The sequence below is a fragment of the Pseudomonas sp. OVF7 genome, assembly GCF_030644265.1.
GTDB lineage: Bacteria > Pseudomonadota > Gammaproteobacteria > Pseudomonadales > Pseudomonadaceae > Aquipseudomonas > Aquipseudomonas gorinensis.
The window spans coordinates 5,703,213-5,727,810 of record NZ_CP128996.1 but is presented as its reverse complement, the minus strand read 5'-3'; the positions used below and the strand labels follow the sequence as shown (position 1 = coordinate 5,727,810).

Annotated in this window: 20 protein-coding genes; 13 read left to right on the top strand and 7 right to left on the bottom strand. The window is 62.0% G+C overall.

The window, feature by feature from the left end; genetic code table 11:
• The first annotated feature begins 11 nt into the window (after positions 1-11).
• Together QU606_RS25980 and QU606_RS25975 are read left to right on the top strand one after the other, a co-directional pair.
• Positions 12-203, top strand: coding sequence for a PLDc N-terminal domain-containing protein (locus QU606_RS25980; protein WP_024076620.1), 192 nt, complete (start codon positions 12-14; stop codon positions 201-203).
• 410 nt (positions 204-613) lie between these two features.
• On the top strand, positions 614-2,701 hold the full coding sequence (locus tag QU606_RS25975; RefSeq protein ID WP_024076619.1) for an LTA synthase family protein: 2,088 nt from the start codon (positions 614-616) through the stop codon (positions 2,699-2,701).
• A gap of 54 nt (positions 2,702-2,755) precedes the next feature.
• On the opposite strand, the gene QU606_RS25970 is transcribed toward QU606_RS25975, so the two are convergent.
• A complete protein-coding gene (locus tag QU606_RS25970) occupies positions 2,756-2,908 on the bottom strand; it encodes a DUF3309 family protein (RefSeq protein ID WP_010208879.1) in 153 nt (50 codons plus the stop codon).
• 328 nt (positions 2,909-3,236) lie between these two features.
• Here QU606_RS25970 and QU606_RS25965 point away from each other — a divergent pair, with 328 nt between their 5' ends.
• Entirely contained in the window at positions 3,237-4,052 is an 816-nt protein-coding gene (locus QU606_RS25965) for an SDR family oxidoreductase (RefSeq protein WP_024076618.1), read from the top strand.
• 188 nt (positions 4,053-4,240) lie between these two features.
• Positions 4,241-4,438, top strand: coding sequence for a carbon storage regulator CsrA (csrA, locus tag QU606_RS25960; RefSeq protein ID WP_069076724.1), 198 nt, complete (start codon positions 4,241-4,243; stop codon positions 4,436-4,438).
• Between the two features lie 8 nt (positions 4,439-4,446).
• Here csrA and QU606_RS25955 read toward each other — a convergent pair whose 3' ends face one another.
• The 5 genes from QU606_RS25955 to mnmC all read right to left on the bottom strand — a co-directional run bounded on the left by QU606_RS25955 (position 4,447) and on the right by mnmC (position 11,902).
• Positions 4,447-4,674 (bottom strand): YheU family protein, encoded by a 228-nt coding sequence (locus QU606_RS25955; protein WP_003236706.1) that lies wholly within the window; start codon positions 4,672-4,674, stop codon positions 4,447-4,449.
• Between the two features lie 59 nt (positions 4,675-4,733).
• The gene (locus QU606_RS25950; protein ID WP_069076725.1) at positions 4,734-5,918 is read right to left on the bottom strand and encodes an osmoprotectant NAGGN system M42 family peptidase; all 1,185 of its coding nucleotides are present in this window, start codon (positions 5,916-5,918) and stop codon (positions 4,734-4,736) included.
• A gap of 299 nt (positions 5,919-6,217) precedes the next feature.
• Positions 6,218-7,966 carry an N-acetylglutaminylglutamine synthetase gene (gene ngg / locus QU606_RS25945; protein WP_024076615.1) on the bottom strand — a complete coding sequence of 583 codons (1,749 nt, stop codon included), beginning with the start codon at positions 7,964-7,966 and terminating at the stop codon, positions 6,218-6,220.
• Between the two features lie 3 nt (positions 7,967-7,969).
• A complete protein-coding gene (locus QU606_RS25940; RefSeq protein WP_150296163.1) occupies positions 7,970-9,742 on the bottom strand; it encodes an N-acetylglutaminylglutamine amidotransferase in 1,773 nt (590 codons plus the stop codon).
• A 165-nt stretch (positions 9,743-9,907) separates the two neighbouring features.
• Positions 9,908-11,902, bottom strand: coding sequence for a bifunctional tRNA (5-methylaminomethyl-2-thiouridine)(34)-methyltransferase MnmD/FAD-dependent 5-carboxymethylaminomethyl-2-thiouridine(34) oxidoreductase MnmC (gene mnmC, locus QU606_RS25935; protein WP_102623601.1), 1,995 nt, complete (start codon positions 11,900-11,902; stop codon positions 9,908-9,910).
• 141 nt (positions 11,903-12,043) lie between these two features.
• On the opposite strand from mnmC, the gene pap reads away from it, so the two are divergent.
• From pap to QU606_RS25920, 3 genes are all read left to right on the top strand, one after another.
• A complete protein-coding gene (gene pap, locus QU606_RS25930) occupies positions 12,044-13,558 on the top strand; it encodes a polyphosphate:AMP phosphotransferase (RefSeq protein ID WP_024076612.1) in 1,515 nt (504 codons plus the stop codon).
• A 332-nt stretch (positions 13,559-13,890) separates the two neighbouring features.
• Entirely contained in the window at positions 13,891-15,075 is a 1,185-nt protein-coding gene (locus tag QU606_RS25925) for a thiolase family protein (RefSeq protein WP_304997789.1), read from the top strand.
• A gap of 129 nt (positions 15,076-15,204) precedes the next feature.
• Positions 15,205-16,161, top strand: a complete 957-nt coding sequence (locus tag QU606_RS25920) for a DMT family transporter (RefSeq protein WP_024076610.1) — start codon at positions 15,205-15,207, stop codon at positions 16,159-16,161.
• On the opposite strand, the gene QU606_RS25915 is transcribed toward QU606_RS25920, so the two are convergent.
• A complete protein-coding gene (locus QU606_RS25915) occupies positions 16,158-17,540 on the bottom strand; it encodes a class II fumarate hydratase (RefSeq protein WP_041160987.1) in 1,383 nt (460 codons plus the stop codon). The genes QU606_RS25920 and QU606_RS25915 overlap by 4 nt on opposite strands.
• A 192-nt stretch (positions 17,541-17,732) precedes the next feature.
• On the opposite strand from QU606_RS25915, the gene QU606_RS25910 reads away from it, so the two are divergent.
• From QU606_RS25910 to QU606_RS25885, 6 genes are all read left to right on the top strand, one after another.
• Positions 17,733-18,251, top strand: coding sequence for a DUF2059 domain-containing protein (locus QU606_RS25910; RefSeq protein WP_010567461.1), 519 nt, complete (start codon positions 17,733-17,735; stop codon positions 18,249-18,251).
• Between the two features lie 6 nt (positions 18,252-18,257).
• Positions 18,258-18,554, top strand: a complete 297-nt coding sequence (locus QU606_RS25905; protein ID WP_024076608.1) for a BolA family transcriptional regulator — start codon at positions 18,258-18,260, stop codon at positions 18,552-18,554.
• Between the two features lie 118 nt (positions 18,555-18,672).
• A complete protein-coding gene (locus QU606_RS25900) occupies positions 18,673-19,614 on the top strand; it encodes a rhodanese-related sulfurtransferase (RefSeq protein ID WP_024076607.1) in 942 nt (313 codons plus the stop codon).
• 3 nt (positions 19,615-19,617) lie between these two features.
• Positions 19,618-20,253, top strand: a complete 636-nt coding sequence (locus QU606_RS25895) for a DsbA family protein (RefSeq protein ID WP_024076606.1) — start codon at positions 19,618-19,620, stop codon at positions 20,251-20,253.
• Positions 20,246-22,063, top strand: a complete 1,818-nt coding sequence (locus tag QU606_RS25890) for an ABC transporter ATP-binding protein (RefSeq protein WP_069076148.1) — start codon at positions 20,246-20,248, stop codon at positions 22,061-22,063. Before QU606_RS25895 ends, QU606_RS25890 begins: the two co-directional genes overlap by 8 nt.
• Before the next feature lie 71 nt (positions 22,064-22,134).
• Positions 22,135-24,597, top strand: coding sequence for an EAL domain-containing protein (locus QU606_RS25885; RefSeq protein ID WP_150095469.1), 2,463 nt, complete (start codon positions 22,135-22,137; stop codon positions 24,595-24,597).
• Position 24,598 lies beyond the last annotated feature (1 nt).

The window sequence follows — 24,598 nt, the reverse complement described above, 5'->3', positions numbered from 1 at the left end:
GGAGCGACACCATGGGTTCTACTTTCAACGGTCTGATCGGGTTGATCATCCTGGCGCTGGATATCTGGGCGATCATCAATGTGTTCCAAAGCGGCGCAAGCACCGGGGCCAAGGTGCTCTGGATCCTGTTGATCCTGTTGCTGCCAGTGTTGGGCCTGATCATCTGGGCGATCGCCGGGCCGCGCGGTAATGTGCGGATCTGACCCCTCACTCCCTTTGGCGTGTGAGCAATAAGTGTGGGAGGGGGCTTGCTCCCGATAGCGGTGTGGCAGTGCCAGATGAGTTGGCTGACCCACCGCTATCGGGAGCAAGCCCCCTCCCACAGTGGTCTTCAGCGCACTCCAGAGATTTGTGTGTCGAAATATTCGCTGCACGAAATTTTCACATCCCATCCAAGACAATTCGCCCGCTTTGAATCGCCGCCCCAAGGCTCTATCTCCAGTGCCGTTAACGGCAGAAGGGGGGCGCACATTCAGTAATTAATAGCGTTGCTCGCATTGATCGGGCACCATTTGCGCCACCGCGCAAACCGCCTACCCCCAGCCAGCCTGGGCGAGGCCGAGCGCCATTGCTTTATTTCGCAACTTAAACTTCCAATGGGTCCTGAAACGACATGGCAAACCCGGACGCCCTGAGTCAGCAGCGAGCTTCTAATCGCCTGCTGCAACCGACCGTCAAATCCCATCTGGCGTACACGCTGCTTTGCGCACTGGTCATGATGGTGATGTTTTCCCTGCTGCGCCTGGCGCTGCTGGCCTACAACCGCGAGATGATCCTCGACACCCCGGCCTCGACCTTCCTGGAAGCGTTCGCCAACGGCCTGCGCCTGGATATTCGCCTGGTGGTGTACGTGCTGATCCCGCTGCTGCTGGCCCTGTTCAGCGTACGGGCCATGGCCGCGCGTGGGTTCTTCCGTTTGTGGCTGACCGTTGCGTCCAGCATCGCCCTGTTCCTGGGCTTGATGGAGATGGACTTCTACCGCGAATTCCACCAGCGCCTCAACGGCCTGGTCTTCCAATATGTCAAGGAAGACCCGAAGACCGTGATGAGCATGCTCTGGTACGGTTTCCCAGTGGTGCGCTACCTGCTGGCCTGGGCCGTGGGCACGCTGATCCTGAGCATCGCCTTCAAGGGTGCCGACCGTGCCACGCGCCCGCGCGGCCCGTTCAGCGGTGGCAGCATCGGTACCCGCCAGGTGGCGCCGTGGTACTCGCGCATCGCGGTGTTCGTGGTTTGCCTGCTGGTCGCGGTCGTCGCTGCTCGTGGCACCCTGCGCCAGGGCCCGCCGCTGCGTTGGGGTGACGTCTACACCACCGAGTCGAACTTCGCCAACCAGTTGGGCCTCAATGGCACCTTGTCGCTGATCGCCGCGGCCAAGTCGCGCTTCTCCGAAGAACGCTCCAACATCTGGAAAGCCACCCTGGATCAACCGCTGGCCACCCAGACCGTGCGCGACATGCTGGTCTTGCCGCAAGAGAAACTGGTGGATACCGACACCGCCGCCGTGCGCCGTGACTACACGCCGCCGGCCGAAAAAACCCTGCCGATCAAGAACGTCGTCGTGATCCTGATGGAAAGCTTCGCCGGTCACTCGGTGGGCGCCTTGGGTCGCCCGGGCAATATCACGCCGTACTTCGACAAGTTGTCCAAGGAAGGCCTGCTGTTCGACCGCTTCTTCTCCAATGGCACTCACACCCACCAGGGTATGTTCGCCACCATGGCCTGCTTCCCGAACCTGCCGGGCTTCGAATACCTGATGCAGACCCCCGAAGGCAGTCACAAGCTGTCGGGCCTGCCGCAGTTGCTCAGTGCACGCAAGTTTGACGACGTGTATGTCTACAACGGCGACTTCGCCTGGGACAACCAGTCCGGTTTCTTCAGCAACCAGGGCATGACCAACTTCATTGGCCGCAATGACTTCGTCAACCCGGTGTTCTCCGACCCGACCTGGGGCGTGTCCGACCAGGACATGTTCAACCGTGGCCTGGAAGAGTTGAAGGCCCGCGAAGGCGGCAAACCGTTCTACGCATTGCTGCAAACCCTGTCCAACCACACGCCGTACGCGCTGCCCAACCCGTTGCCGGTGGATAAAGTGACCGGCCGTGGCAGCCTCGACGAGCATTTGACGGCCATGCGCTACTCCGACTGGGCCCTGGGCCAGTTCTTTGAAAAGGCCCGCAAAGAGCCGTACTTCAAGGAAACCCTGTTCGTGATCGTGGGTGACCACGGCTTTGGCAATGAACAGCAGATCACCGAAATGGACCTGGGCCGCTTCAATGTGCCGATGCTGATGATCGCACCGGGTATCCAGGAGAAGTTCGGCGAGCGTGACCACACCGTGGGCACCCAGATCGACATCGTCCCGACTATCATGGGGCGCCTTGGCGGCGACACCCTGCACCAGTGCTGGGGGCGTGACCTGCTGAACCTGCCGGAAGGCGACAAGGGTTTCGGCGTGATCAAGCCTTCGGGCAGCGACCAGACCGTGGCGTTGCTCACTGGCGACCGCGTGCTGGTGTTGCCTAAGGAAATGCCACCGAAGTTGTGGGAATACGAACTGGGCGCCGAGCCAACCGGTAAGGTCATTCCTGATTCGCCGGACGAAGCTGCACTGAAGCAGAAGCTTGAATCGTTCCTGCAGACCGCGACCAAGAGCCTGTTGGATAACACCGCAGGGGTGGTTGATGGCAAGCCGGACTAATTGACCGGCAATAAAAAAGAGGCCTTCAAGAAGGCCTCTTTTTTTGCCCGGCTTTTATATCTTGCCGAGCAGCAACAACACCAGCAGCACGACCAGGACCACACCGAGAATACCCGACGGACCATAACCCCAGCTACGGGAGTGCGGGAACACTGGAAGGCCACCGACCAGTAGAAGGATCAGGATAATGATCAGAATGAGGCTCATAGTTTTTTTCCTTGTAGGCCTTCTGTAAAGACCGGTTATTTAACGATAGGCCCGACAGTTGAATACGGACGCCTTAATAACTCCGACTGTGCGCCTGCGTGGAAAATTCCATGTTTTTTTAAAGCGTTTTGCAGCGTCGCTTATTTCTTTTAATACCCTCGCCAATGCACCTGCTTAGTTGAAAAAGATTGAACTTAGCCTGTGGGCAGGTATCCGACCGAGCCCGCGGTTTGCCTGGGGCATTCATCACTCTGATGGTGCGTGGGTGTAGGAAAAACCTTCGCTACACTGCCGATCACTTCTTCTGTGAACCACAAGGCTACTTTCTATGCAAAATCGCATGATGATCACTGGCGCCGGGTCCGGCCTGGGTCGTGAAATCGCTCTGCGCTGGGCCCGCGAGGGTTGGCAACTGGCCTTGTCGGATGTCAGTGAGCCGGGCCTGCAGGAAACCTTGAAGCGGGTGCGCGAGGCCGGTGGCGACGGTTTTATCCAGCGCTGCGACGTGCGCGACTACAGTCAGCTCACGGCCTTTGCCCAGGCCTGCGAGGAGAAGCTGGGTGGCATAGATGTGATCGTCAACAATGCCGGCGTGGCCTCCGGTGGGTTCTTCGCCGAACTGTCCCTGGAGGATTGGGACTGGCAGATCGCGATCAACCTGATGGGCGTGGTCAAGGGCTGCAAGGCGTTCCTGCCGCTGCTGGAAAAGAGCAAGGGCCGCATCATCAACATTGCTTCGATGGCAGCACTGATGCAGGGCCCGGCCATGAGCAACTACAACGTGGCCAAGGCCGGCGTAGTGGCGCTATCGGAAAGCCTGTTGGTGGAGCTCAAGCAGCAGGAAGTGGGGGTGCACGTGGTCTGCCCGTCGTTTTTCCAGACCAACCTGTTGGACTCGTTCCGTGGACCGACCCCGGCAATGAAAGCGCAGGTGGGCAAGTTGCTCGAGAGCTCACCGATTTCGGCGGCGGATATCGCCGATTACATTTATCAGCGGGTGGCCCAGGGCGAGTTCATGATCCTGCCCCATGAGCAGGGCCGGATGGCGTGGGCGTTGAAGCAGAAGAACCCGCAGTTGCTGTATGACGAGATGACCGTGATGGCGGATAAGATGCGCGCGAAGGCCCAGGCTGTCAGGGGGTGATTGGGATGGTGTGCATATCCGTTTCCTTGGTAACGGATATGCCCCGCTAAACCCGCCACAACCAAGCCTCTGTCTGTCAGGCAATTTACCCGCCTATGTAGGCGCTGCCTGATTTAGCCGCAAGCCATTGCTGCCACAAATCCAAGCGCGCAAGGTCAAGGTCCTGTCACTCGAAAAGGACAACCGCCATGCTGGTCTTAAGCCGCGCCGTAGGCGAAATCATCTCTATTGGCGATGACATCGCCTTGCACATCCTCGAACTGAACGGTACCCAGGTTAAATTCGGCATCCAAGCGCCGGTGGGCGTCAATGTGCACCGCGCCGAGGTGTTTGAGAAGATCGTCGAACGCCAGGGTGCCGGCGCCCATCCGCAACCCAACGCCTGAAACCGCACTCAGTCGAACAGATGCTTGGGCACGTCGTGCTTGAGCATCAACTGGCATTGTTCGCTGTCGGGGTCGAATACGATCAATGCCTGGCCCTTGGTCAGCGCCTGGCGCACGCGCAATACCCGGGTTTCCAGGGGCGTGTCGTCGCCATTGTCGGTACCGTCGCGGGTGACGAAGTCTTCGATCAGGCGGGTCAGGGTGTCGACTTCAAGTGCGTCGTAGGGAATCAGCATACAAGCCTCAACTAGAGAATCCCGGCGATGCTACTGCGCCGGGACCATTGTTGCCAGCGTCAGGACTTCTGACCGACCAGGCTGTCTACCGGCGGCACACGCGTGTCGCTCTCCATCTGCGTTTCGTGCTCGATCTGATGGCTGAACCTGTCCAGTGAACCCTGGGCCGGTTGCGCATCGCTGGCAAACACGGGGGGGCTGAGGATATACGCGCTCAGCAGGCGACTCAGGGCCGCCAGGCTGTCGATATGGGTGCGCTCGTAGCCGTGGGTCGCATCGCAACCAAACGCCAGCAGCGCGGTGCGGATATCGTGGCCAGCGGTCACCGCCGAATGGGCATCGCTGAAGTAATAACGAAACAGGTCGCGACGCACCGGCAGTTCATTGTCCGAAGCCAGGCGCAGCAGGTGGCGGGACAGGTGATAGTCATACGGCCCGCCGGAGTCCTGCATCGCCACGCTCACCGCGTGCTCGCTGGAGTGCTGGCCAGGGGCGACCGGTGCGATATCGATGCCGACAAACTCACTCACATCCCAGGGCAGGGCAGCCGCTGCGCCGCTGCCGGTTTCCTCGGTGATGGTGAACAGTGGGTGGCAGTCGATCAGCAAGGGTTCGCCGCTGTCGACGATGGCCTTGAGCGCGGCGAGCAGGGCGGCGACACCGGCCTTGTCGTCCAAGTGGCGCGCGCTGATATGGCCGCTTTCGGTGAACTCGGGCAGGGGGTCGAACGCCACGTAGTCACCGATGCCGATTCCCAGGGAGTCGCAGTCGGCACGGGTCGCGCAGTAGGCGTCCAGGCGCAGCTCCACATGGTCCCAGCTCACCGGCATTTCATCCACGGCGGTATTGAATGCGTGCCCTGAAGCCATCAATGGCAGGACGCTGCCACGGATCACGCCGTTGTCGGTGAACAGGCTGACGCGGCTGCCCTCGGCAAAGCGGCTTGACCAGCAACCGACGGGGGCCAGGGTCAGGCGTCCGTTATCCTTGATCGCGCGGACGGCGGCGCCGATGGTGTCCAAGTGCGCCGATACTGCGCGGTCGGGGCTGTTCTTCTGGCCCTTGAGGGTGGCGCGAATGGTGCCGCGACGGGTCATTTCAAACGGGATGCCCAGCTCTTCCAGGCGTTCGGCGACATAGCGCACGATGGTATCGGTAAACCCGGTGGGGCTGGGGATGGCGAGCATTTCCAGCAGCACTTTTTGCAGGTAGTTGAGATCCGGTTCGGGGATGGTTCGGGTCATAAAGACTCCTGACTGGATAAGATAAGGGCGGTTTTGTGGCGAGCTGGCTTGTTGTGGAGAGCTGGCTTGTTGTGGCAAACGGACTTGTTGTGGCGAGCTAGCTTGTTGTGGCGAGCGGGCTTGCCCCGCGTTGGGCTGCGCAGCAGCCCCCACATGTGCCAATGAGGTCTGACTGAAAGAGCGTGGTGCTTGGAGAGAGGGGGCTGCTGCGCAGCCCAACGCGGGGCAAGCCCGCTCGCCACAACAAGCCCGCTCGCCACAAAAAATCGCTACCACAACAAGCCCCCTCGCCACAGGGTTTATTGAGCGGTCGGCTGACTGTGTGGAAACAACAAATCCACAAACTTCTCTGCCGTCGGCTGCGGTTCATGGTTGGCCAGCCCGGCCCGTTCGTTGGCTTCGATAAACACGTACTCCGGTTGATCGGCCGCGGGCACCAGCAGGTCCAGGCCCACCACGGGGATATCCAGCGCGCGGGCGGCGCGTACGGCGGCGTCGACCAGGGTGGGATGCAGGATGCCCGTCACATCTTCCAGGCACCCACCCGTGTGCAGGTTGGCAGTACGGCGCACAGCCAATTGCACACCACGGGGCAGGATGCTGTTGTAGTCGTAGCCAGCGGCTTTCAAGGTGCGTTCGGTTTCGGCATCCAGGGGGATTTTGCTTTCGCCATCGGTGGCGGCCTGGCGGCGCCGGCTTTGCGCCTCGATCAGCGCGCGGATGGAGTGCTGGCCGTCGCCGATTACTTCGGCCGGGCGGCGAATCGCGGCGGCCACGACTTCGAAGCCGATCACCAGGATGCGCAGGTCGAGACCCTCGTGGAAGCTCTCGAGCAATACGCGGCTGTCGAACTGCCGCGCCGCTTCGATGGCCTGTTGCACCTCGTCAATCTCTTGCAGGTCCACCGCTACACCCTGGCCTTGCTCGCCGTCCAACGGCTTGACCACGATGCGCTGGTGTTCGTCGAGGAACTCCAGGTTGTCATCGGCGCTGCCCGCCAGTTGCTGGGAAGGCAGTTTCAAACCGGCGGCCTTCAATACCTTGTGCGTAAGGCTCTTGTCCTGGCACAGGGTCATGCTGATGGCGCTGGTCAGGTCGCTCAATGACTCCCGGCAACGCACGCGACGCCCGCCATGGCTGAGGGTGAACAGCCCCGCATCGGCGTCGTCCACCTGCACGTCGATGCCGCGCCGATGGGCTTCTTCGACGATGATCCGCGCATAGGGGTTGAACCCCGCCTGCGGGCCGGGGCCGAGGAACAGCGGCTGGTTGATACCGTTCTTGCGCTTGATCGCAAAGGTGGTCAGCGCGCGGAAGCCCAGCTTGGCGTACAGGCTCTTGGCTTGGCGGTTGTCGTGCAGCACCGACAGGTCGAGGTAGCTCAGGCCACGGCTCATAAAGTGTTCCACCAGGTGGCGCACCAGCACTTCGCCCACGCCGGGGCGCGTGCATTGCGGGTCGACGGCCAGGCACCACAGGCTGCATCCGTTTTCCGGGTCGTGGAAGGCTTTTGGGTGATTCAGGCCCATGACGCTGCCGATCACTGCGCCGCTGTCCTCATCCTCGGCCAACCAGTACACCGGGCCTCCTTCATGACGCGGCGTGAGGCGCTCGGCGTCGACGGGCAACATGCCGCGGCCCTGATAGAGCTGGTTGACCGCGAGCCAATCGGCCTCGGTCTGGACCCGGCGAATCCGGAAGCCGCGAAACACCCGGGTGGCAGGGCGATAGTCGCTGAACCACAGGCGCAGGGTATCGGACGGATCCAGGAACAACTGCTGCGGATCGATCCCGAGGATCTGTTGGGGCGCAGCCACGTACAGCGCGATGTCGCGCTCGCCGGGCTGCTCGTTGAGCAGTTCCTGGGCCAGGCTGGCCGGGTCGGGAAAGGTGTGGCCGATCAACAGCCGGCCCCAGCCGCAATGCACCGCAATCGGCTCGGCGGCCAGTGGGCTGCCATCTTCGGCGAGGCGCGCCTGCAGGCGTTCATAGGTCGGCGCCTGGCCCTTGAGCAAGCGTTGGCTGTAAGCCGCGGCATTCGGTTTCATGGATCAGATTCCTTGTTCGCTGAGCCACAGGTTCAGCGCTGCCAGTTGCCACAGCTTGGAGCCGCGCAACGGCGTCAGTTGGCCCTGCGGGTCAGTCAGCAGGCGATCGAGCATGGCCGGGTTGAACAGGCCGCGATCCTGGCTGGGGTCGAGCAGCAGTTCACGCACCCAGTTCAAGGTGTCGCCCTGCAAATGCTTGAGTCCTGGCACCGGGAAGTAGCCTTTCTTGCGGTCGATGACTTCGCTCGGGATCACCCGGCGCGCCGCTTCCTTGAGTACCTGCTTGCCGCCGTCGGGCAACTTGAATTGACCGGGGACGCGTGCCGACAGCTCCACCAGGCGGTAGTCGAGGAACGGCGTGCGTGCCTCCAGGCCCCAGGCCATGGTCATGTTGTCGACGCGTTTGACCGGGTCGTCCACCAGCATCACCGTGCTGTCCAGGCGCAGGGCCTTGTCCACGGCGGCATCGGCGCCGGGCATCGCGAAATGCTCACGCACGAAATCGCCAGCGGCATCGTTGGCGGTCAGCCATTTTGGAGCGACGGTGGCGGCGTAGTCGTCGTAGCTGCGGTCGAAAAACGCCTCGCGGTACGCGGCATACGGATCGCTGGCACCGTCCACCTGCGGGTACCAGTGGTAACCGGCAAACAGTTCGTCTGCGCCCTGGCCGCTTTGCACCACCTTGCAATGCTTGGCCACTTCCCGGGACAAGAGGTAGAAGGCAATGCAGTCATGACTGACCATCGGCTCGCTCATGGCGCGGAACGCGGCCGGCAGTTGCTCGATGATCTCGCTTTCGGCGATGCGCAATTGATGGTGGCGGGTGCCGTAGTGCTTGGCGATCAGGTCTGAATACTGGAATTCATCGCCGCGCTCGCCGCCAGCGTCTTCAAAACCGATGGAGAAGGTCGACAGGTCCTGCACGCCGACTTCCCGCAACAGGCCGACAAGCAGGCTCGAATCGACGCCACCGGAGAGCAGCACGCCGACATCCACGGCGGCGCGTTGGCGAATCGCCACGGCCTCGCGGGTGCTGTCGAGCACGCGGTCGGTCCAGTCTTCCAGCGTGAGGTTGCGCTCATCCTCTCGCGGGCCGTAGGGCAGGGTCCACCAGGTTTTTTGCTCGGTGTTGCCCTTGGCGTCGACGCGCATCCAGGTGGCGGGCGGCAGTTTTTCGATGCCTGCCAGCAGCGTGCGCGGTGCAGGCACCACGGCATGGAAGTTCAGGTAATGGTTGAGTGCGACGGGGTCGAGGATCGGGTTGATATCGCCGCCCTTGAGCAGGGCTGGCAGGGTTGAGGCAAAGCGCAAACGCTGGCCGGTACGTGAGAGGTACAACGGCTTCACGCCCAGGCGGTCGCGGGCGATAAACAGGCGCTGGGCGTCGCGCTCCCAGATGGCAAACGCGAACATGCCGTTGAGCTTGGGCAGCAGAGCCTCGCCCCAGGCGTGATAGCCCTTGAGCAGCACTTCGGTGTCGCCGCCGGAATAGAAGGCATAGCCCAGGGCTTCGAGCTCCTGGCGCAGTTCCGGGAAGTTATAGATTGCACCGTTGAACGCCAGGGACAGCCCCAGCTGGGCGTCAACCATCGGTTGGGCCGAGCCATCCGACAGGTCCATGATTTTCAGGCGTCGATGGCCCAGGGCAATCGGCCCTTGGGCATGAAAGCCCCAGGCGTCGGGGCCACGGGGGGCCAAGTGATGGGTGATGCGTTCAATCGCTGCCAGGTCGGCAGGTTGGGCATCAAAACGTAGTTCTCCAGCTAATCCGCACATAAGTTCCTTACCGGTTTTTCCGTTGGGGAGGGGTAAATACTCAATGCGCCTAAAGGGCGCGTACCCAGAAACTGACACGCCCCTATGATTGGAGTTTTAGAACAATCTGTTATAAGGCCAAGAGCCTTGGCTGCTCCGGTGCGATCCTGCGCGGCGAGTGGCCCGTTACTGCGCAGAGGAGCCGCCCGTGCCGCGAATCAATGCGCGCAAGGCGAACCGATTCGGATGGCAGGCGTCGGCCACGCTTTTAGGCACCGGCAAGGGTTCATCGTCCAGCCATGCGGCCAACAGTTCCGCGCACAGGGGGGCGGTCACCAGCCCACGGGAGCCATGGCCGCTGTTGATATACAGGCCGTCGAGCCATGGGCAGGCGGCCTCGGGTACCTGTCGGGCGTCCTTGCGCAGTGCCGCATAGGCGTGGTCAAAGGCCGCGCGATCGGCCAGTGGCCCGACAATCGGCAGGTAGTCCGGGCTGGTGCAGCGAAACGCGGCGCGACCTTGCAGGTCCTCGCCGGCAAGGTGGTCGGCGCCCAGGCGGTGCAGCAGGTCGACGGATATTTCCCGCAGCATGTCCAGGTTGCCGACATGCTCGGCGACCGTGGGGGTCAGGTCATCGCTCTTGAAGTCGAAGCTGGCGCCCAGCGTGTGCTCCCCCAGGCGCGCCGGGGCCACATAGCCCTCGGCGCACACCACCGTGGCCAACGCCTGGCTCGCCGGGGTTTGCGCCAAGCGGGTGATTTGCCCGCGAATGCGCTTGAGGGGCAGGTCGGCGCTGAACGCGAAGTGCTTGATCTGCGCTGCGTTGGCCAGCACCACCACACTGGCGCTGGCCAGCAAGGTGTCGCCGGCCAGGGCGCGCCATTGACCGTCGACGCGTTGCAACTCAAGGGCTTCGTGATGCGTCAGCACGGTGATCAGAGGGTGCCGGGCTTGCCATTCGCATAACGCTGGCGGGTGCACCCAACCGCCTTCGGGGTAGAACAGCCCGCCATGCTCCAGCGCCACACCGGCGCGAGCCTGGGCCTGGGCCTGATCGAGTCGATGCAGCAGGCCAGGGGCGAATGCGCCGGCCAATTGTGCCTGGCGCTCGGCTTCCTTGGCGTTGAAGGCCAGTTGAAGCACGCCGCAACCGTCCCAGTCGACGCCTCGGTGCAGGTGTTCCAACAGGCGTCGGGTATGGCCGAAACCGCTGAGGATCAACTGCGAAAGTGCCGTGCCGTGCGCTGACAGCTTGAGGTAAAGCACGCCTTGCGGGTTGCCCGAGGCTTCCTGCGCCAGGCCCGCATGTCGTTCCAGCAGCTTGACGCGCCAGCCGCGTGCCGCGAGGCTGGCTGCCGTAGCGCAGCCGGCCAGGCCACCCCCGATCACCAGGGCGCTGCGCTCACCGTGCAGCGGCGTTGGACGGGCGAACCACGGTTTGTCCGGGGGCGGCGGCGGGGTGTCGGCCGGCCACCCAAGGTATTCACCCCGCAGGATCTCCCATTTGTGGCCAATACCCGGCGTGCGTTTCATCTTGAACCCGGCGGCATTGATCAGCCGCCGCACCCAACCGGTGCTGGTAAACGTGCTGATGGTCGCTCCAGGGGCCGCCAGGCGTGCCAGTTCGGCGAACAGCTCGGCGGTCCACATGTCGGGGTTTTTGGCGGGGGCGAAGCCGTCGAGAAACCACGCATCGACTTGCGCATCCAGTTGCGGTAATTGCTCCAGGGCGTCACCGATCAACAGCGTCAAGGTCACACGGCCGTTGGCCAGCACCAGGCGCTGGAAGCCTTGATGGATCGCGACGTACTGCGCCAGCAAGGATTCGGCGAAGGGGTGCAGCTCGGGCCACAGGGCGAGTGCGCGTTGCAGGTCGGCGTGGCTCAGCGGGTACTTCTCAACGCTGACAAAGTGCAAGCGCGCACCGGCTACGGCCTGCTGTTCAAACAACTGCCAGGCGCAGAGAAAATTCAGGCCAGTGCCGAAACCGGTCTCGCCGATCACCAGGCATCCATTCACCGGCAAGGCAGCAAAACGCTCCTGCAGACGGTTCTGTTCGAGGAACACATAACGGGTTTCTTCCAGGCCCGATTTGTCGGAAAAGTACACGTCGTCGAATACCCGTGAGTGCGGGCGGCCTTGGTCATCCCAGTCGAGCTGGGCGTGGGTTACGGGGTTCATGGGCGACTCGGCAAAGGCAAGACCGCCATTCTAGCCGATCAACAGCCTTTGAATTGACCCACGGCAAGCGCACGTGGAATTTCCTCCCGCATGGCGCTGCCCAATCCGCTAGTCTTGATCCATCTTGAAACGGAGCAGCCTATGTTCGAATCCGCCGAAATCGGTCACGCCATCGACAAAGACACCTACGACACCGAGGTGCCCGCCCTGCGCGAAGCCTTGCTCGAAGTGCAATACGAGTTGCAGCAGCAGAAGCGTTTTCCGGTGATCATCCTGATCAACGGGGTTGAAGGTGCGGGCAAGGGCGAGACGGTCAAGCTGCTCAATGAATGGATGGACCCGCGCCTGATCGAAGTGCGCACCTTCGACCAGCAGACCGACGAGGAACTGGCGCGCCCCCCGGCCTGGCGCTACTGGCGCCAACTGCCCGCCAAGGGCCGCATGGGCGTGTTTTTTGGCAATTGGTACAGCCAGATGCTGCAAAGCCGCGTGCATGGCGAGATCAAGGATGCGCGGCTCGACCAGGCCATCGCCGGTGCCGAGCGTCTGGAGAAGATGTTCTGCGATGAGGGCGCGGTGATCTTCAAGTTCTGGTTCCACCTGTCCAAGAAACAGATGAAGGCGCGACTCAAGGCCCTGGCCGATGACCCGCTGCACAGCTGGCGCATCAGCCCGCTGGACTGGCAGCAATCGCAGACCTACGACAAGTTCGTGCATTTTGGCGAGCGCGTGCTGCGCCGCACCAGCCGTGACTATGCGCCGTGGCATGTGATCGAAGGTGTCGACCCCTATTACCGTGGCCTGACCGTGGGCAAGATCCTGCTCGAAGGCCTGCAAAACGCCTTGAAGCAAGCCAGGGGCAAGGCCAGCGGCATGAACCCGGCGCCTTTGCCTGCCGCGGTGGACCAGGTGAGCCTGCTGAACAGCCTCGACATGACCTTGAGCCTGGACAAGGACGATTACGAAGAACAACTGATTACCGAGCAGGCGCGCCTCTCTGGCCTGATGCGCGACAAACGCATGCGCAAGCACGCCCTGGTCACGGTGTTCGAAGGCAACGATGCCGCCGGGAAGGGGGGGGCGATCCGCCGTGTCGCCGCGGCCCTCGACCCGCGCCAGTACCGCATCATCCCGATCGCTGCCCCCACTGAAGACGAACGGGCTCAACCTTACCTCTGGCGTTTCTGGCGGCAGATCCCGGCACGCGGCATGTTCACGGTATTCGACCGGTCGTGGTATGGCCGAGTGTTGGTGGAGCGCATCGAAGGCTTCTGCACCCCGGCCGACTGGTTGCGTGCCTATGGCGAGATCAACGACTTCGAGGAGCAACTGCGCGATGCGGGGGTGATTGTGGTCAAGTTCTGGCTGGCTATCGATAAGCAGACCCAACTGGAGCGTTTCCAGGCCCGTGAGGCGATCCCGTTCAAGCGCTTCAAGATCACCGAGGACGACTGGCGCAACCGCGACAAGTGGGACGACTACCGCGCGGCGGTGGGCGATATGGTCGACCGCACCAGCACCGAGGTCTCGCCGTGGACCCTGGTGGAGGCCAATGACAAGCGTTGGGCGCGGGTCAAGGTGCTACGCACCATCAACCTGGCCTTGGAAGAAGCGTTCGCCAAGTCCGACAAGCACGATAAAAAGAAAAAGAAATAAGTGGCTGGGTAACTGACTCGTGGCGAGCGGGGCTGGTGCGAGGGAGAGGGTTTGTTGTGGCGAGCGGGCTTGCCCCGCGTTGGGCTGCGAAGCGGCCCCAAAACCAGCCAATGAGTTCTGCCTGAAGAAACGCGGCGTCTGGGTCAGGGCCGCTTCGCGCCCCAACGCGGGGCAAGCCCGCTCGCCACAACAGGCCCTCTGGCCACAACAGGCCGACTCACCACCGATTTATGTTCGTCACCATGTTTTTGCATACGCCGGGTGAATGATCGTCGCAGTGGGAGAGGACTGGATTTATTCTCGATCCAACAACCACAAGATCGAGGTAGCCCATGCGTGAAGTAGTGATCGTCGACAGTGTGCGAACCGGCCTGGCCAAATCCTTTCGCGGCAAGTTCAACCAGACCCGCCCGGATGACATGGTGGCCCATTGCGTCAACGCGCTGCTGGCCCGCAACGGCATCGACCCGGCCACGGTGGAGGATTGCATCGTCGGCGCCGGCTCCAACGAGGGCGCCCAGGGCTACAACATCGGGCGCAACGTGGCGGTGCTTTCGCAATTGGGTACCGGCACGGCAGGGATGACGCTCAACCGCTTCTGTTCGTCGGGCCTGCAGGCGATCGCCATCGCCGCCAACCAGATCGCCTCGGGGTGCAGCGATATCATCGTGGCGGGCGGTGTCGAGTCGATCAGCCTGACCATGAAAAGCGTCAACACCGATAACCTCATCAACCCGCTGCTCAAGGCGCAGGTGCCGGGCATCTACTTCCCCATGGGCCAGACCGCTGAAATCGTCGCGCGCCGCTACAACGTGAGCCGCGAAGACCAGGACCTCTACGCCTTGCAAAGCCAGCAGCGCACGGCCCAGGCCCAGACCGATGGCCTGTTTGACGATGAAATCGTGGCGATGGCGGTCAAGTACAGGGTCGAGGACAAGAACACTGGCGCCGTACAAATCCTCGACGGCGTTGTTGATCGCGATGACTGCAACCGCCCGGACACCACGTTGGCCAGCCTGTCTGGGTTGAAGCCGGTGTTTGCCGAAGACGGCTCGGTGACGGCGGGTAACTCGTCGCAGCTCTCCGATGGCGCCTCGATGACGCTGGTGATGAGCCTGGAGAAAGCCCTGGAACTGGGGCTCAAGCCCAAGGCGTTTTTTCGCGGTTTCACCGTGGCAGGTTGCGAGCCGGATGAGATGGGCATCGGCCCGGTGTTCTCGGTGCCCAAGCTGCTCAAGGCGCGAGGCCTGCAGGTGGCGGACATCGACCTGTGGGAACTCAACGAAGCCTTCGCTTCCCAATGCCTGTACGCGCGTAATCGCCTGGAAATTGATAACGACAAGTACAACGTCAACGGCGGCTCGATCTCCATCGGCCACCCGTTCGGCATGACCGGTTCGCGCCAGGTCGGGCACCTGGTGCGTGAGCTGCAGCGGCGCAATTTGCGTTATGGCATCGTCACCATGTGCGTGGGCGGCGGCATGGGCGCCACGGGACTGTTCGAAGCCGTGCGCTGATAAGTGTGGGAGGGGGCAAGTCGAATCGTCGCACCGCCCCCTCCCACAGGTATGCAGCGCCATATCCCAATGCGTCCACTTGCCCCTAGAATAGCCGCTCCTCCACCTCTGGCATTTTCTGGGGCACTCATGCACATCTCTTCCGGCCGCTGGGTCTACGGTTTTTTCCTGACCCTGCTGACCGCGCTGCTCTGGGGCATTCTGCCGATCAAGCTCAAGCAAGTATTGCAGGTGATGGACCCGATCACCGTCACCTGGTTTCGCCTGATGGTGGCCGGCAGTTGCCTCTTCGTGTACCTCGCCGCGACCAAGCGCCTGCCCAGTCGTAAAGTGCTCGGCCCCAAAGGCGGCTGGCTTGTGGCAATGGCCGTGTGCGGCCTGGTGGGCAACTACGTGTTGTACCTGGTGGGCCTGAAACTGCTCAGCCCCGGCACCGCGCAGTTGGTGGTGCAGATGGGACCGATCTTCCTGATGATCGCCAGCGTGTTTGTGTTCAAGGAACGTTTCAGCGTGGGTCAGAGCGTGGGCCTGGTGGTGCTGATCGTCGGCTTCGGTCTGTTCTTCAACCAACGCCTGGAGGAACTGCTGACGTCCCTCGGCGCTTATACCGCCGGTGTGCTGACGATCCTGCTCGCCACGTCGATCTGGGTGTTCTACGCCTTGGGCCAGAAGCAGTTGCTGACCGTCTGGAATTCGCTGCAAGTGATGATGGTGATCTACCTGTCGTGCGCCGTGCTGCTGACGCCTTGGGCGCATCCGCTGGAGGCCCTGCAACTGAGCCCGCTGCAAGGCTGGCTGTTGCTGGCGTGTTGCATGAACACACTGGTGGCCTACGGCGCATTTGCCGAAGCCCTGGCCCACTGGGAAGCCTCGCGGGTGAGTGCAACCCTGGCACTGACGCCGTTGGTGACCTTTGTCGCGGTGGCGTTGGCGGCGTGGCTGTGGCCCAACTATGTGCAGGCCGAAGAGATCAATGCTTTGGGCTATTTCGGCGCGTTGGTGGTGGTCATGGGGTCGGCGGCGGTTGCGCTGGCGCCGTCGTTGCTCGCCGGGCTCAAGGCCCGGCGGCTACGCATGGCGTCTTAGGCGCCCAGCATGTTTTCCGGACGTACCCACTGGTCGAACTCTGCGTCGGTGAGGTAGCCCAGGTCCAGCGCCGCTTCCCGAAGGGTCAATCCTTCGGCGTAGGCCTTCTTGGCGATTTCTGCTGACTTGTCATAGCCGATGTGCGGGTTGAGCGCTGTGACCAGCATCAGCCCGCGCTCCAGGTGCTCGGCCATTTGTTCGGCGTCGGGCTCCAGGCCGGCGATGCAGTGCTCCTGGAAGTTATTGCAGCCGTCGGCCAACAGGCGGATCGATTCCAGCAGGTTGTGGATGATCACCGGCTTGTACACGTTCAACTGCAAATGCCCTTGGCTCGCCGCGATGCCGATGGTCACGTCATTGCCCAGTACTTGGCAGGCCAGCATGGACAGCGCTTCGCACTGGGTCGGGTTGACCTTGCCGGGCATGATCGAGCTGCCCGGTTCGTTGGCTGGCAGTTTGACTTCCGCCAGCCCGGCGCGGGGGCCGGAGCCGAGCAGGCGCAGGTCGTTGGCGATTTTCATCAGGGCCACGGCCAGGGTTTTCAGCGCACCGTGCAAGGTCACCAGGGGTTCGTGTCCGGAGAGGGCGGCGAATTTGTTGGGGGCGGTCACGAACGGTAAGCCCGACAGTGCCGCCAGCTCGGCGGCAATCGCTTCGCCAAAGCCATGGGGCGAGTTGAGCCCGGTGCCCACGGCGGTGCCGCCCTGGGCCAGCTCGCAGACCTGGGGCAGGGCGCTGCGGATCGCGCGCTCGGCGTAATCAAGCTGGGCGATAAACGCCGAGAGTTCCTGGCCAAAGGTGATCGGCGTGGCATCCATCATATGAGTGCGACCGGTCTTCACCAGCTTCATATGCCGTGCCGACAGTTCCGCCAGGCCGCCGGACAGGTGGGTGATCGCCGGCAGCAATTGCTGGTTGACCGCCTGAACCGCCGCGATGCTCATGGCGGTGGGGAAGCAGTCGTTGGAACTCTGGGAGCGGTTGACGTGATCGTTGGGGTGTACGGGGCTCTTGCCGCCACGGGTCTTGCCCGACAGCTCGTTGGCGCGGCCGGCGATCACTTCGTTGGCGTTCATGTTGCTTTGGGTGCCGCTGCCGGTTTGCCACACCACCAAGGGGAATTGGTCGTCATGTTGGCCGGCCAGTACTTCGTCGGCGGCTTGTTCGATCAAGCGGGCGATATCGGCGGGCAGGTCGCCATTGCGGTCGTTGACCCGGGCAGCGGCCTTCTTGATCAAGGCCAGGGCGTGCAGGACCGCCAGGGGCATGCGCTGTTCGCCGATAGCGAAGTTCACCAGCGAACGTTGGGTCTGGGCGCCCCAGTAAGCGTCATCCGGGACTTGGACTTCTCCCAGGCTGTCGGTTTCGATACGGCTCATCGGGCACACTCCTTCAGGTTCGTTTGCGCAGTTTAGGCTGTGATCGGCCCGGGGGGTTCCCTAAAAGACTTTTCATCGGATTCATTCACGGCAATCCGCGCCCGCTAAGGCTCGGGGTTGAGCCGGGGCGTTTTTTAGGCGCAGAATGGGCGCCCTTGGGGTCTTACCTCGCCTGCTAGAAAAGGAAACTCGATGACTCGTCTTCGTGCCATCTGTACCGCGGTTGCTCTGGTTTGCGCCAGCGGCCAGGTTTTTGCCGATACCGCCAGCCACAACGCCAGTGCCGAAGCCTTCCTTACCCTGGCCCACGCTGACAAGCTGGGGACCCCGGTGTACATGCAAGTGCAGCAAATGTTCGCCCAGCGTTTCGAACAGACCAAGGCGCCTGCCGCCAAACAGTCCGTACTGGACAGCTACCAGGCCAAGGCCAATGCTGCCCTGGACCAAGCCATCGGCTGGCCGAAACTGAAGCCGGACATGGTCAAGCTCTACACCAGCAACTTCAGCGAATCCGAGCTCAAGGACCTGGTTGCGTTCTACCAGTCGCCACTGGGCAAGAAAGTCCTGGAGAAAATGCCGCAGCTGACCCAGCAATCGGCCCAGATGACCCAGGCCAAACTGGAAAGCGCCGTGCCGGTGGTGAACAAGCTGTTGGAAGACATGACCAACGAGCTGACGCCTAAAGCCGCCGCACCGGCCAAGAAGAAGTAAGCAGGAATGACCATGCAACAGCGTATCGAAACGGCACTTGCCGCCCTGGCCCCGGAGCACTTGAGCGTGCTGGACGAAAGCCATATGCACAGCCGTGGGTTGCAGACCCACTTCAAGGCCGTGCTGGTCAGCCAGCAGTTCGAGGGGCTCAACCGCGTCAAGCGCCACCAGAAGGTCTACGCCACCCTGGGTGACCTGATGAGCGAGTTTCATGCGCTGGCGCTGCATACCTACACGCCCGCAGAGTGGGCGAAAATCGACGCAGCCCCGGCCTCGCCGACCTGCGCCGGCGGCCATGGCTGATGACCGGGTGTCTCTGACACCTCGCATTTGCTAGAATCCGCAACGCGCCGCTTAGCCGGCGCGTTTTTTTTGCATCCGGTTCACCCCTTACGAGGGTAGCCACCTGGAGAGAACACCCATGACTCAACCGATTGTCGTGGCGGCACTGTATAAGTTCGTCACCCTCGAAGATTACGTTGCGCTGCGCGAGCCCCTGCTGCAGGCGATGGTCGACAATGGCATCAAAGGCACCTTGCTGATCGCCGAAGAAGGCATCAACGGTACCGTTTCCGGCAGCCGCGAAGGCATTGACGGCCTGATGGCCTGGCTCAAGAACGACCCGCGCATGGACGACATCGACCACAAAGAGTCGTACTGCGACGAGCAGCCGTTCTACCGCACCAAGGTCAAGCTCAAGAAAGAGATCGTGACCCTGGGCGTCGAAGGCGTCGACCCGAACAAGAAGGTCGGCACCTACGTCGATCCGCAGGACTGGAACGCGCTGATCAGCGACCCCGAAGTGTTGTTGATCGACACCCGTAACGACTACGAAGTGTCCATCGGCACTTTTGAAGGCGCGATAGACCCGAAAACCACCAGTTTTCGCGAATTTCCCGACTATATCAAAGCCAACTTCGACCCGGCCAAGCACAAGAAGGTCGCCATGTTCTGCACCGGCGGCATTCGTTGCGAAAAGGCCTCGAGCTACATGCTCAGCGAAGGCTTCGATGAGGTCTACCACCTCAAGGGCGGCATCCTGAAGTACCTCGAAGAGGTGCCGCAGGCAGAGACCAAATGGCAGGGCGACTGCTTTGTGTTCGACAATCGCGTCACCGTGCGCCACGACTTGAGCGAAGGCGACTACGATCAATGTCATGCCTGCCGCACACCGGTGAGCGTGCAAGACCGCGCATCCGAGCACTATGTGGCGGGCATCAGTTGCCCACATTGCTGGGATAAGCTGCCGGAGAAAACCCGTCGCAGCGCGATCGACCGGCAAAAGCAGATTGAGTTGGCCAAGGCCCGCAATATGCCGCACCCGATCGGCTTCAACTACAAGCAAACTCCTTCCGAGGCCTGAGCCATGTCCGCGCGCCTGCTCTATGTAATGGATCCTATGTGTTCCTGGTGCTGGGGCTTTGCCCCGGTGGCGCAGGCGCTGGTTGAGCAGGCCCAGGCGGCCGGCGTGGAGCTGCACCTGGTGGTGGGCGGTTTGCGCACCGGCAGCGGCGCGGCGCTGGAGCCGACGACCCGGCGCTATATCCTGGAACACTGGCAGGCGGTCACCGACGCCACCGGGCAGACGTTCACGTTCGAAGGCGCGCTGCCCGACGGTTTTGTCTACGACACGGAGCCGGCGTGCCGTGCGATTGTCACTGCGCGCAGCCTGGCGCCGGATTGCGCGTGGAAACTGCTGGGCCTGATCCAGCATGCATTTTATGTCGAGGGGCGCGATGTGACCCTCGCCAGTGTGCTGGTGGAACTGGCCGAGGAGGCCGGTATCCCGCGTATCGAGTTTGCCGGCGCTTTTGACCGCGCCGAGCAGCATGCCGCTACCGCCGCCGATTTCACCTGGGTACAGGACCTGGGGATCGCCGGTTTCCCGACGCTGCTGGCCGAGCGCAATGGCCAGTTGGCGTTGCTGACCAATGGCTACCAGCCGCTCTCCGAGCTGTCGCCTCTGCTCGCCCGATGGCTGGAGCGAGCTGCCTGTGCATGATCAGCCCGACCTAACGCCCACCCCTCGTGTCGACCGCTTGACCTGGGCGGAGATCCGCCGCCTGGCCCTGCGTCACAAGAAATCCCTGTGGATCGCCAACGGTGTCGCCGTCCTGGCGACCCTGTGCAGCGTGCCTATTCCGCTGCTGTTGCCGCTGTTGGTCGACGAAGTGCTGTTGGGCCACGGCGATGCTGCGCTCAAGGTGATGAACCACGCGTTGCCCCTGGGTTGGCAAAAGGCCGCTGGGTATATCGGCTTGATGCTGCTGGTGACCTTGGCCCTGCGCTGTGGTGCGCTGGTATTCAACGTGGTGCAGGCGCGTTTGTTTGCCCGGCTGGCCAAGGACATCGTCTACCGCATCCGCGTGCGCCTGATCGAACGGCTCAAGCGTATTTCCCTGGGGGAATACGAAAGCCTGGGCAGCGGCACGGTCACCACGCACCTGGTCACCGACCTGGATACGCTGGACAAGTTCGTCGGTGAAACCCTCAGCCGTTTCCTGGTGGCGATGCTCACCCTGGTGGGCACGTCGGCCATCCTGGTGTGGATGCATTGGCAACTGGCGCTGCTGATCCTGTTGTTCAACCCGCTGGTGATCTACGCCACGGTGCAGCTGGGCAAGCGCGTCAAACACCTGAAGAAACTGGAAAATGACAGCACCTCGCGCTTTACCCAGGCGCTGACCGAAACCCTCGATGCCATTCAGGAAGTGCGCGCCGGTAACCGCCAGGGCTTTTTCCTCGGGCGCCTCGGCCAGCGTGCCCAGGAAGTGCGGGACTACGCCATCCACTCCCAGTGGAAAACCGACGCCTCCAGCCGCGCCAGTGGCTTGCTGTTCCAATTCGGCATCGACATCTTCCGTGCGGCAGCGATGCTGACGGTGCTGTTCTCCGACCTCTCCATCGGCCAGATGCTCGCGGTATTCAGCTACCTGTGGTTCATGATCGGCCCGGTGGAGCAGTTATTGAACCTGCAATACGCCTACTACGCGGCGGGCGGGGCGCTGACGCGGATCAACGAACTGCTGGCACGCGCCGATGAGCCGCAATATGCCGGCGGCCAGGACCCGTTTGCCGGGCGCGAGACGGTCGGCCTTGAAGTGCGCGGCCTCACGTTCGGGTATGGCGAAGAACGGGTGCTCGATCAATTGAACCTGGCCATCGAGCCGGGGGAGAAGGTGGCAATCGTCGGCGCCAGTGGCGGCGGCAAAAGTACCCTGGTGCAACTGCTGCTGGGGCTCTACACGCCGCAAGCTGGCAGCATTCGTTTTGGCGGCGCCACCCAGCAGGAAATCGGCCTGGAGACCATTCGCGAGAACGTCGCGGTGGTGTTGCAACACCCGGCGCTGTTCAACGATACCGTGCGGGCCAACTTGACGATGGGGCGCAGTCGTACGGACCAGGCGTGCTGGCAGGCCCTTGAAATCGCCCAGTTGGATGCGACCGTCAAGGCGCTGCCCATGGGTTTGGATAGTATCGTCGGTCGCTCAGGCGTGCGCTTCTCCGGCGGGCAGCGGCAACGCCTGGCGATTGCGCGCATGGTGTTGGCCGAGCCGAAAGTGGTGATCCTGGATGAAGCCACCTCCGCCCTGGACGCCGCCACCGAGTACAACCTGCACCAGGCGTTGGCGCGGTTTCTCAGTGGCCGTACTACACTGATCATTGCCCACCGGTTGTCAGCAGTGAAGCAGGCAGACCGGGTGTTGGTGTTCGATGGTGGGCATATCGCCGAAGATGGCGACCATCAGCAACTGATCGCCGACGGCGGCCTGTACGCCAAACTTTACGGGCACCTGCAACAAGTGCGTTGATTTAGCCTACGCTGTGCTATCAGGAGCGGATGTTCGCGTGCGTTTTCAGCTGTGCATGTGCAAGGGACTTCATGAAGCAAAAGCGGACTCTCGGAACGCCACGGTTGTTGGGCATTGTCTGGCCATTTATCGCCGTCGTGCTGTTCCAGGCATTGTTGGGCAGTGTCAGTCTCTACGTACTCTCGGCCGTGCGTGGTTATGTGGCCGGCGAAAGCCTGTGGTCAAAAGGCCAGAAGGACGCCATCTACTACCTGACCCTGTACGCCGACAATCGTGACGAAGCCACCTTCCTCAAATACCAGCAGGCCATCGCCGTGCCCCAGGGCGGGCATGAGTTGCGTATCGCCCTGGACCGGCCCACGCCCGATCTCTCCGCCGCACGCCTGGGGATCCTCAAGGGGGGCAACCACCCGGATGATGTCTCCAGCCTGATCTGGTTGTACCTCAACTTTCGCCATTTCAGTTACCTGGAAAAAGCCATCGAGTTGTGGACCGTGGGGGATGGCTACCTGGTGCAACTGGATGACCTGGCCCAGACGATGCACCGCGCAATCACCACCCACCAGGTCAGCGGCGACGCTGTGCGGCAATGGAAAGCCCAGATCTTTGCCATCAACGACGGCGTGACGCCGGCGGCCAAGGCGTTCAGTGATGCCCTGGGCGAAGGTTCGCGATTTATCCTGCGGCTGTTGATGATTACCAACCTGGCCACGGCCCTGGGCCTGATCGCCCTGGCTTTGCTGCGCACCCATAAGTTACTGCGCCAGCGTCATGCGTTCGCCGATGCCCTGGAATTGGAAAAGGAGCGGGCGCAGATCACTCTGGAATCGATCGGGGACGGGGTGATCACCACTGATGTCAATGGTGCCATTGCCTACATGAACCCGGCGGCCGAGGCGCTGACCCACTGGAAATCGTCCCAGGCCCAGGGCCTGCCCCTGGCTTCGCTGTTCAATTTGCTGGATGAAGACGCCCAGCCCGATGGATTTACCCTGATCGAGCACATCACCAAAGGCCAGCTCAGCGGTGGCAGTGAACACTCCAAAACCATTCAGCGCCTGGACGGCAGCACGGTCTCGGTGACCCTGGTGGGCGCGCCGATCCGTAGCGCCGGCAAGGTCAGCGGGGCGGTGCTGGTGCTGCACGACATGACTCAGGAGCGCCAGTACATTGCCAATCTGTCGTGGCAAGCCACCCACGATGCCCTGACCGGCCTGGCCAACCGCCGCGAATTCGAATTCCGCCTGGAGCAGGTGTTGCAACAGGCCGCGCGCCAGCAAAGTGGGCGCCACGCCTTGATGTTCCTCGACCTGGACCAGTTCAAGCTGGTCAACGATACCTGCGGGCATGCGGCAGGCGACGAACTGCTGCGCCACATCTGCGCCTTGTTGCAATCTGACCTGCGGGAGGGTGACACGCTGGCGCGACTGGGCGGCGATGAGTTCGGTATTTTGCTGGAGAACTGCCCGGCGCCGGTGGCGGAAAAAATCGCCGAAAGCCTGCGCCATACCGTGCAAAGCCTGCATTTTGTGTGGAAGGGGCGGCCGTTCATGACCACGGTCAGCATTGGCCTGGTGCACCTCTCACACGCGCCGACCACCTTGGAGACATCACTGCGGGCCGCCGATATGGCGTGCTACATGGCCAAGGAAAAGGGCCGCAACCGCGTGCAGGTCTACCATGCCGATGACTCTGAGCTGTCCTTGCGTTTCGGCGAGATGGCCTGGGTGCAGCGCCTGCACATGGCCCTGGAAGAAAACCGTTTCTGCCTGTATGCCCAGGAAATCGCAGCCTTGGGCCATACGGACCCCGGTAACGGACATATCGAGGTCCTCCTGCGCCTGCATGATGAGGCCGGTCGGATCATTCTGCCGGACAGCTTTATCCCGGCAGCCGAACGTTACGGCCTGATGACCTCGCTGGATCGCTGGGTGGTTGAGAACGTGTTCAAGATCATCGCCCGCTGCATGCATGAGCGTCCGGGCCAGCCCATGGCCATGTGTGCGATTAATCTGTCGGGAATAACCATTGGCGATGACGATTTCCTGGGGTTTCTACGTGACAAATTCGCGGCTTACAGCATTCCTGCGGAAATGATTTGTTTTGAAATAACTGAGACCAGCGCTATTGCCAATTTGGGTAGTGCAATTCGCTTTATTAATGAACTCAAAGCGTTAGGTTGCCATTTTTCACTCGACGACTTTTGTGCCGGAATGTCCTCATTCGCTTATCTGAAACATTTACCTGTAGACTTCCTGAAGATCGATGGAAGTTTCGTAAAGGATATGCTGGACGACCCGATTAACCGCGCCATGGTCGAAGTGATCAATCACATCGGCCACGTCATGGGTAAGCGCACAATTGCCGAGTTTGTTGAAACACCGCTCATTGAACAGGCGTTACTCGAGATTGGTGTGGATTACGCTCAGGGCTACGTGATTGAACGCCCGCAGTTGTTTACCCCTGATAGCTTGCAGTGTCGACCTGTGCGGCCGCAGCCCCTGTTATTCAAGGCGCCCGGCACATTCCGCTGAA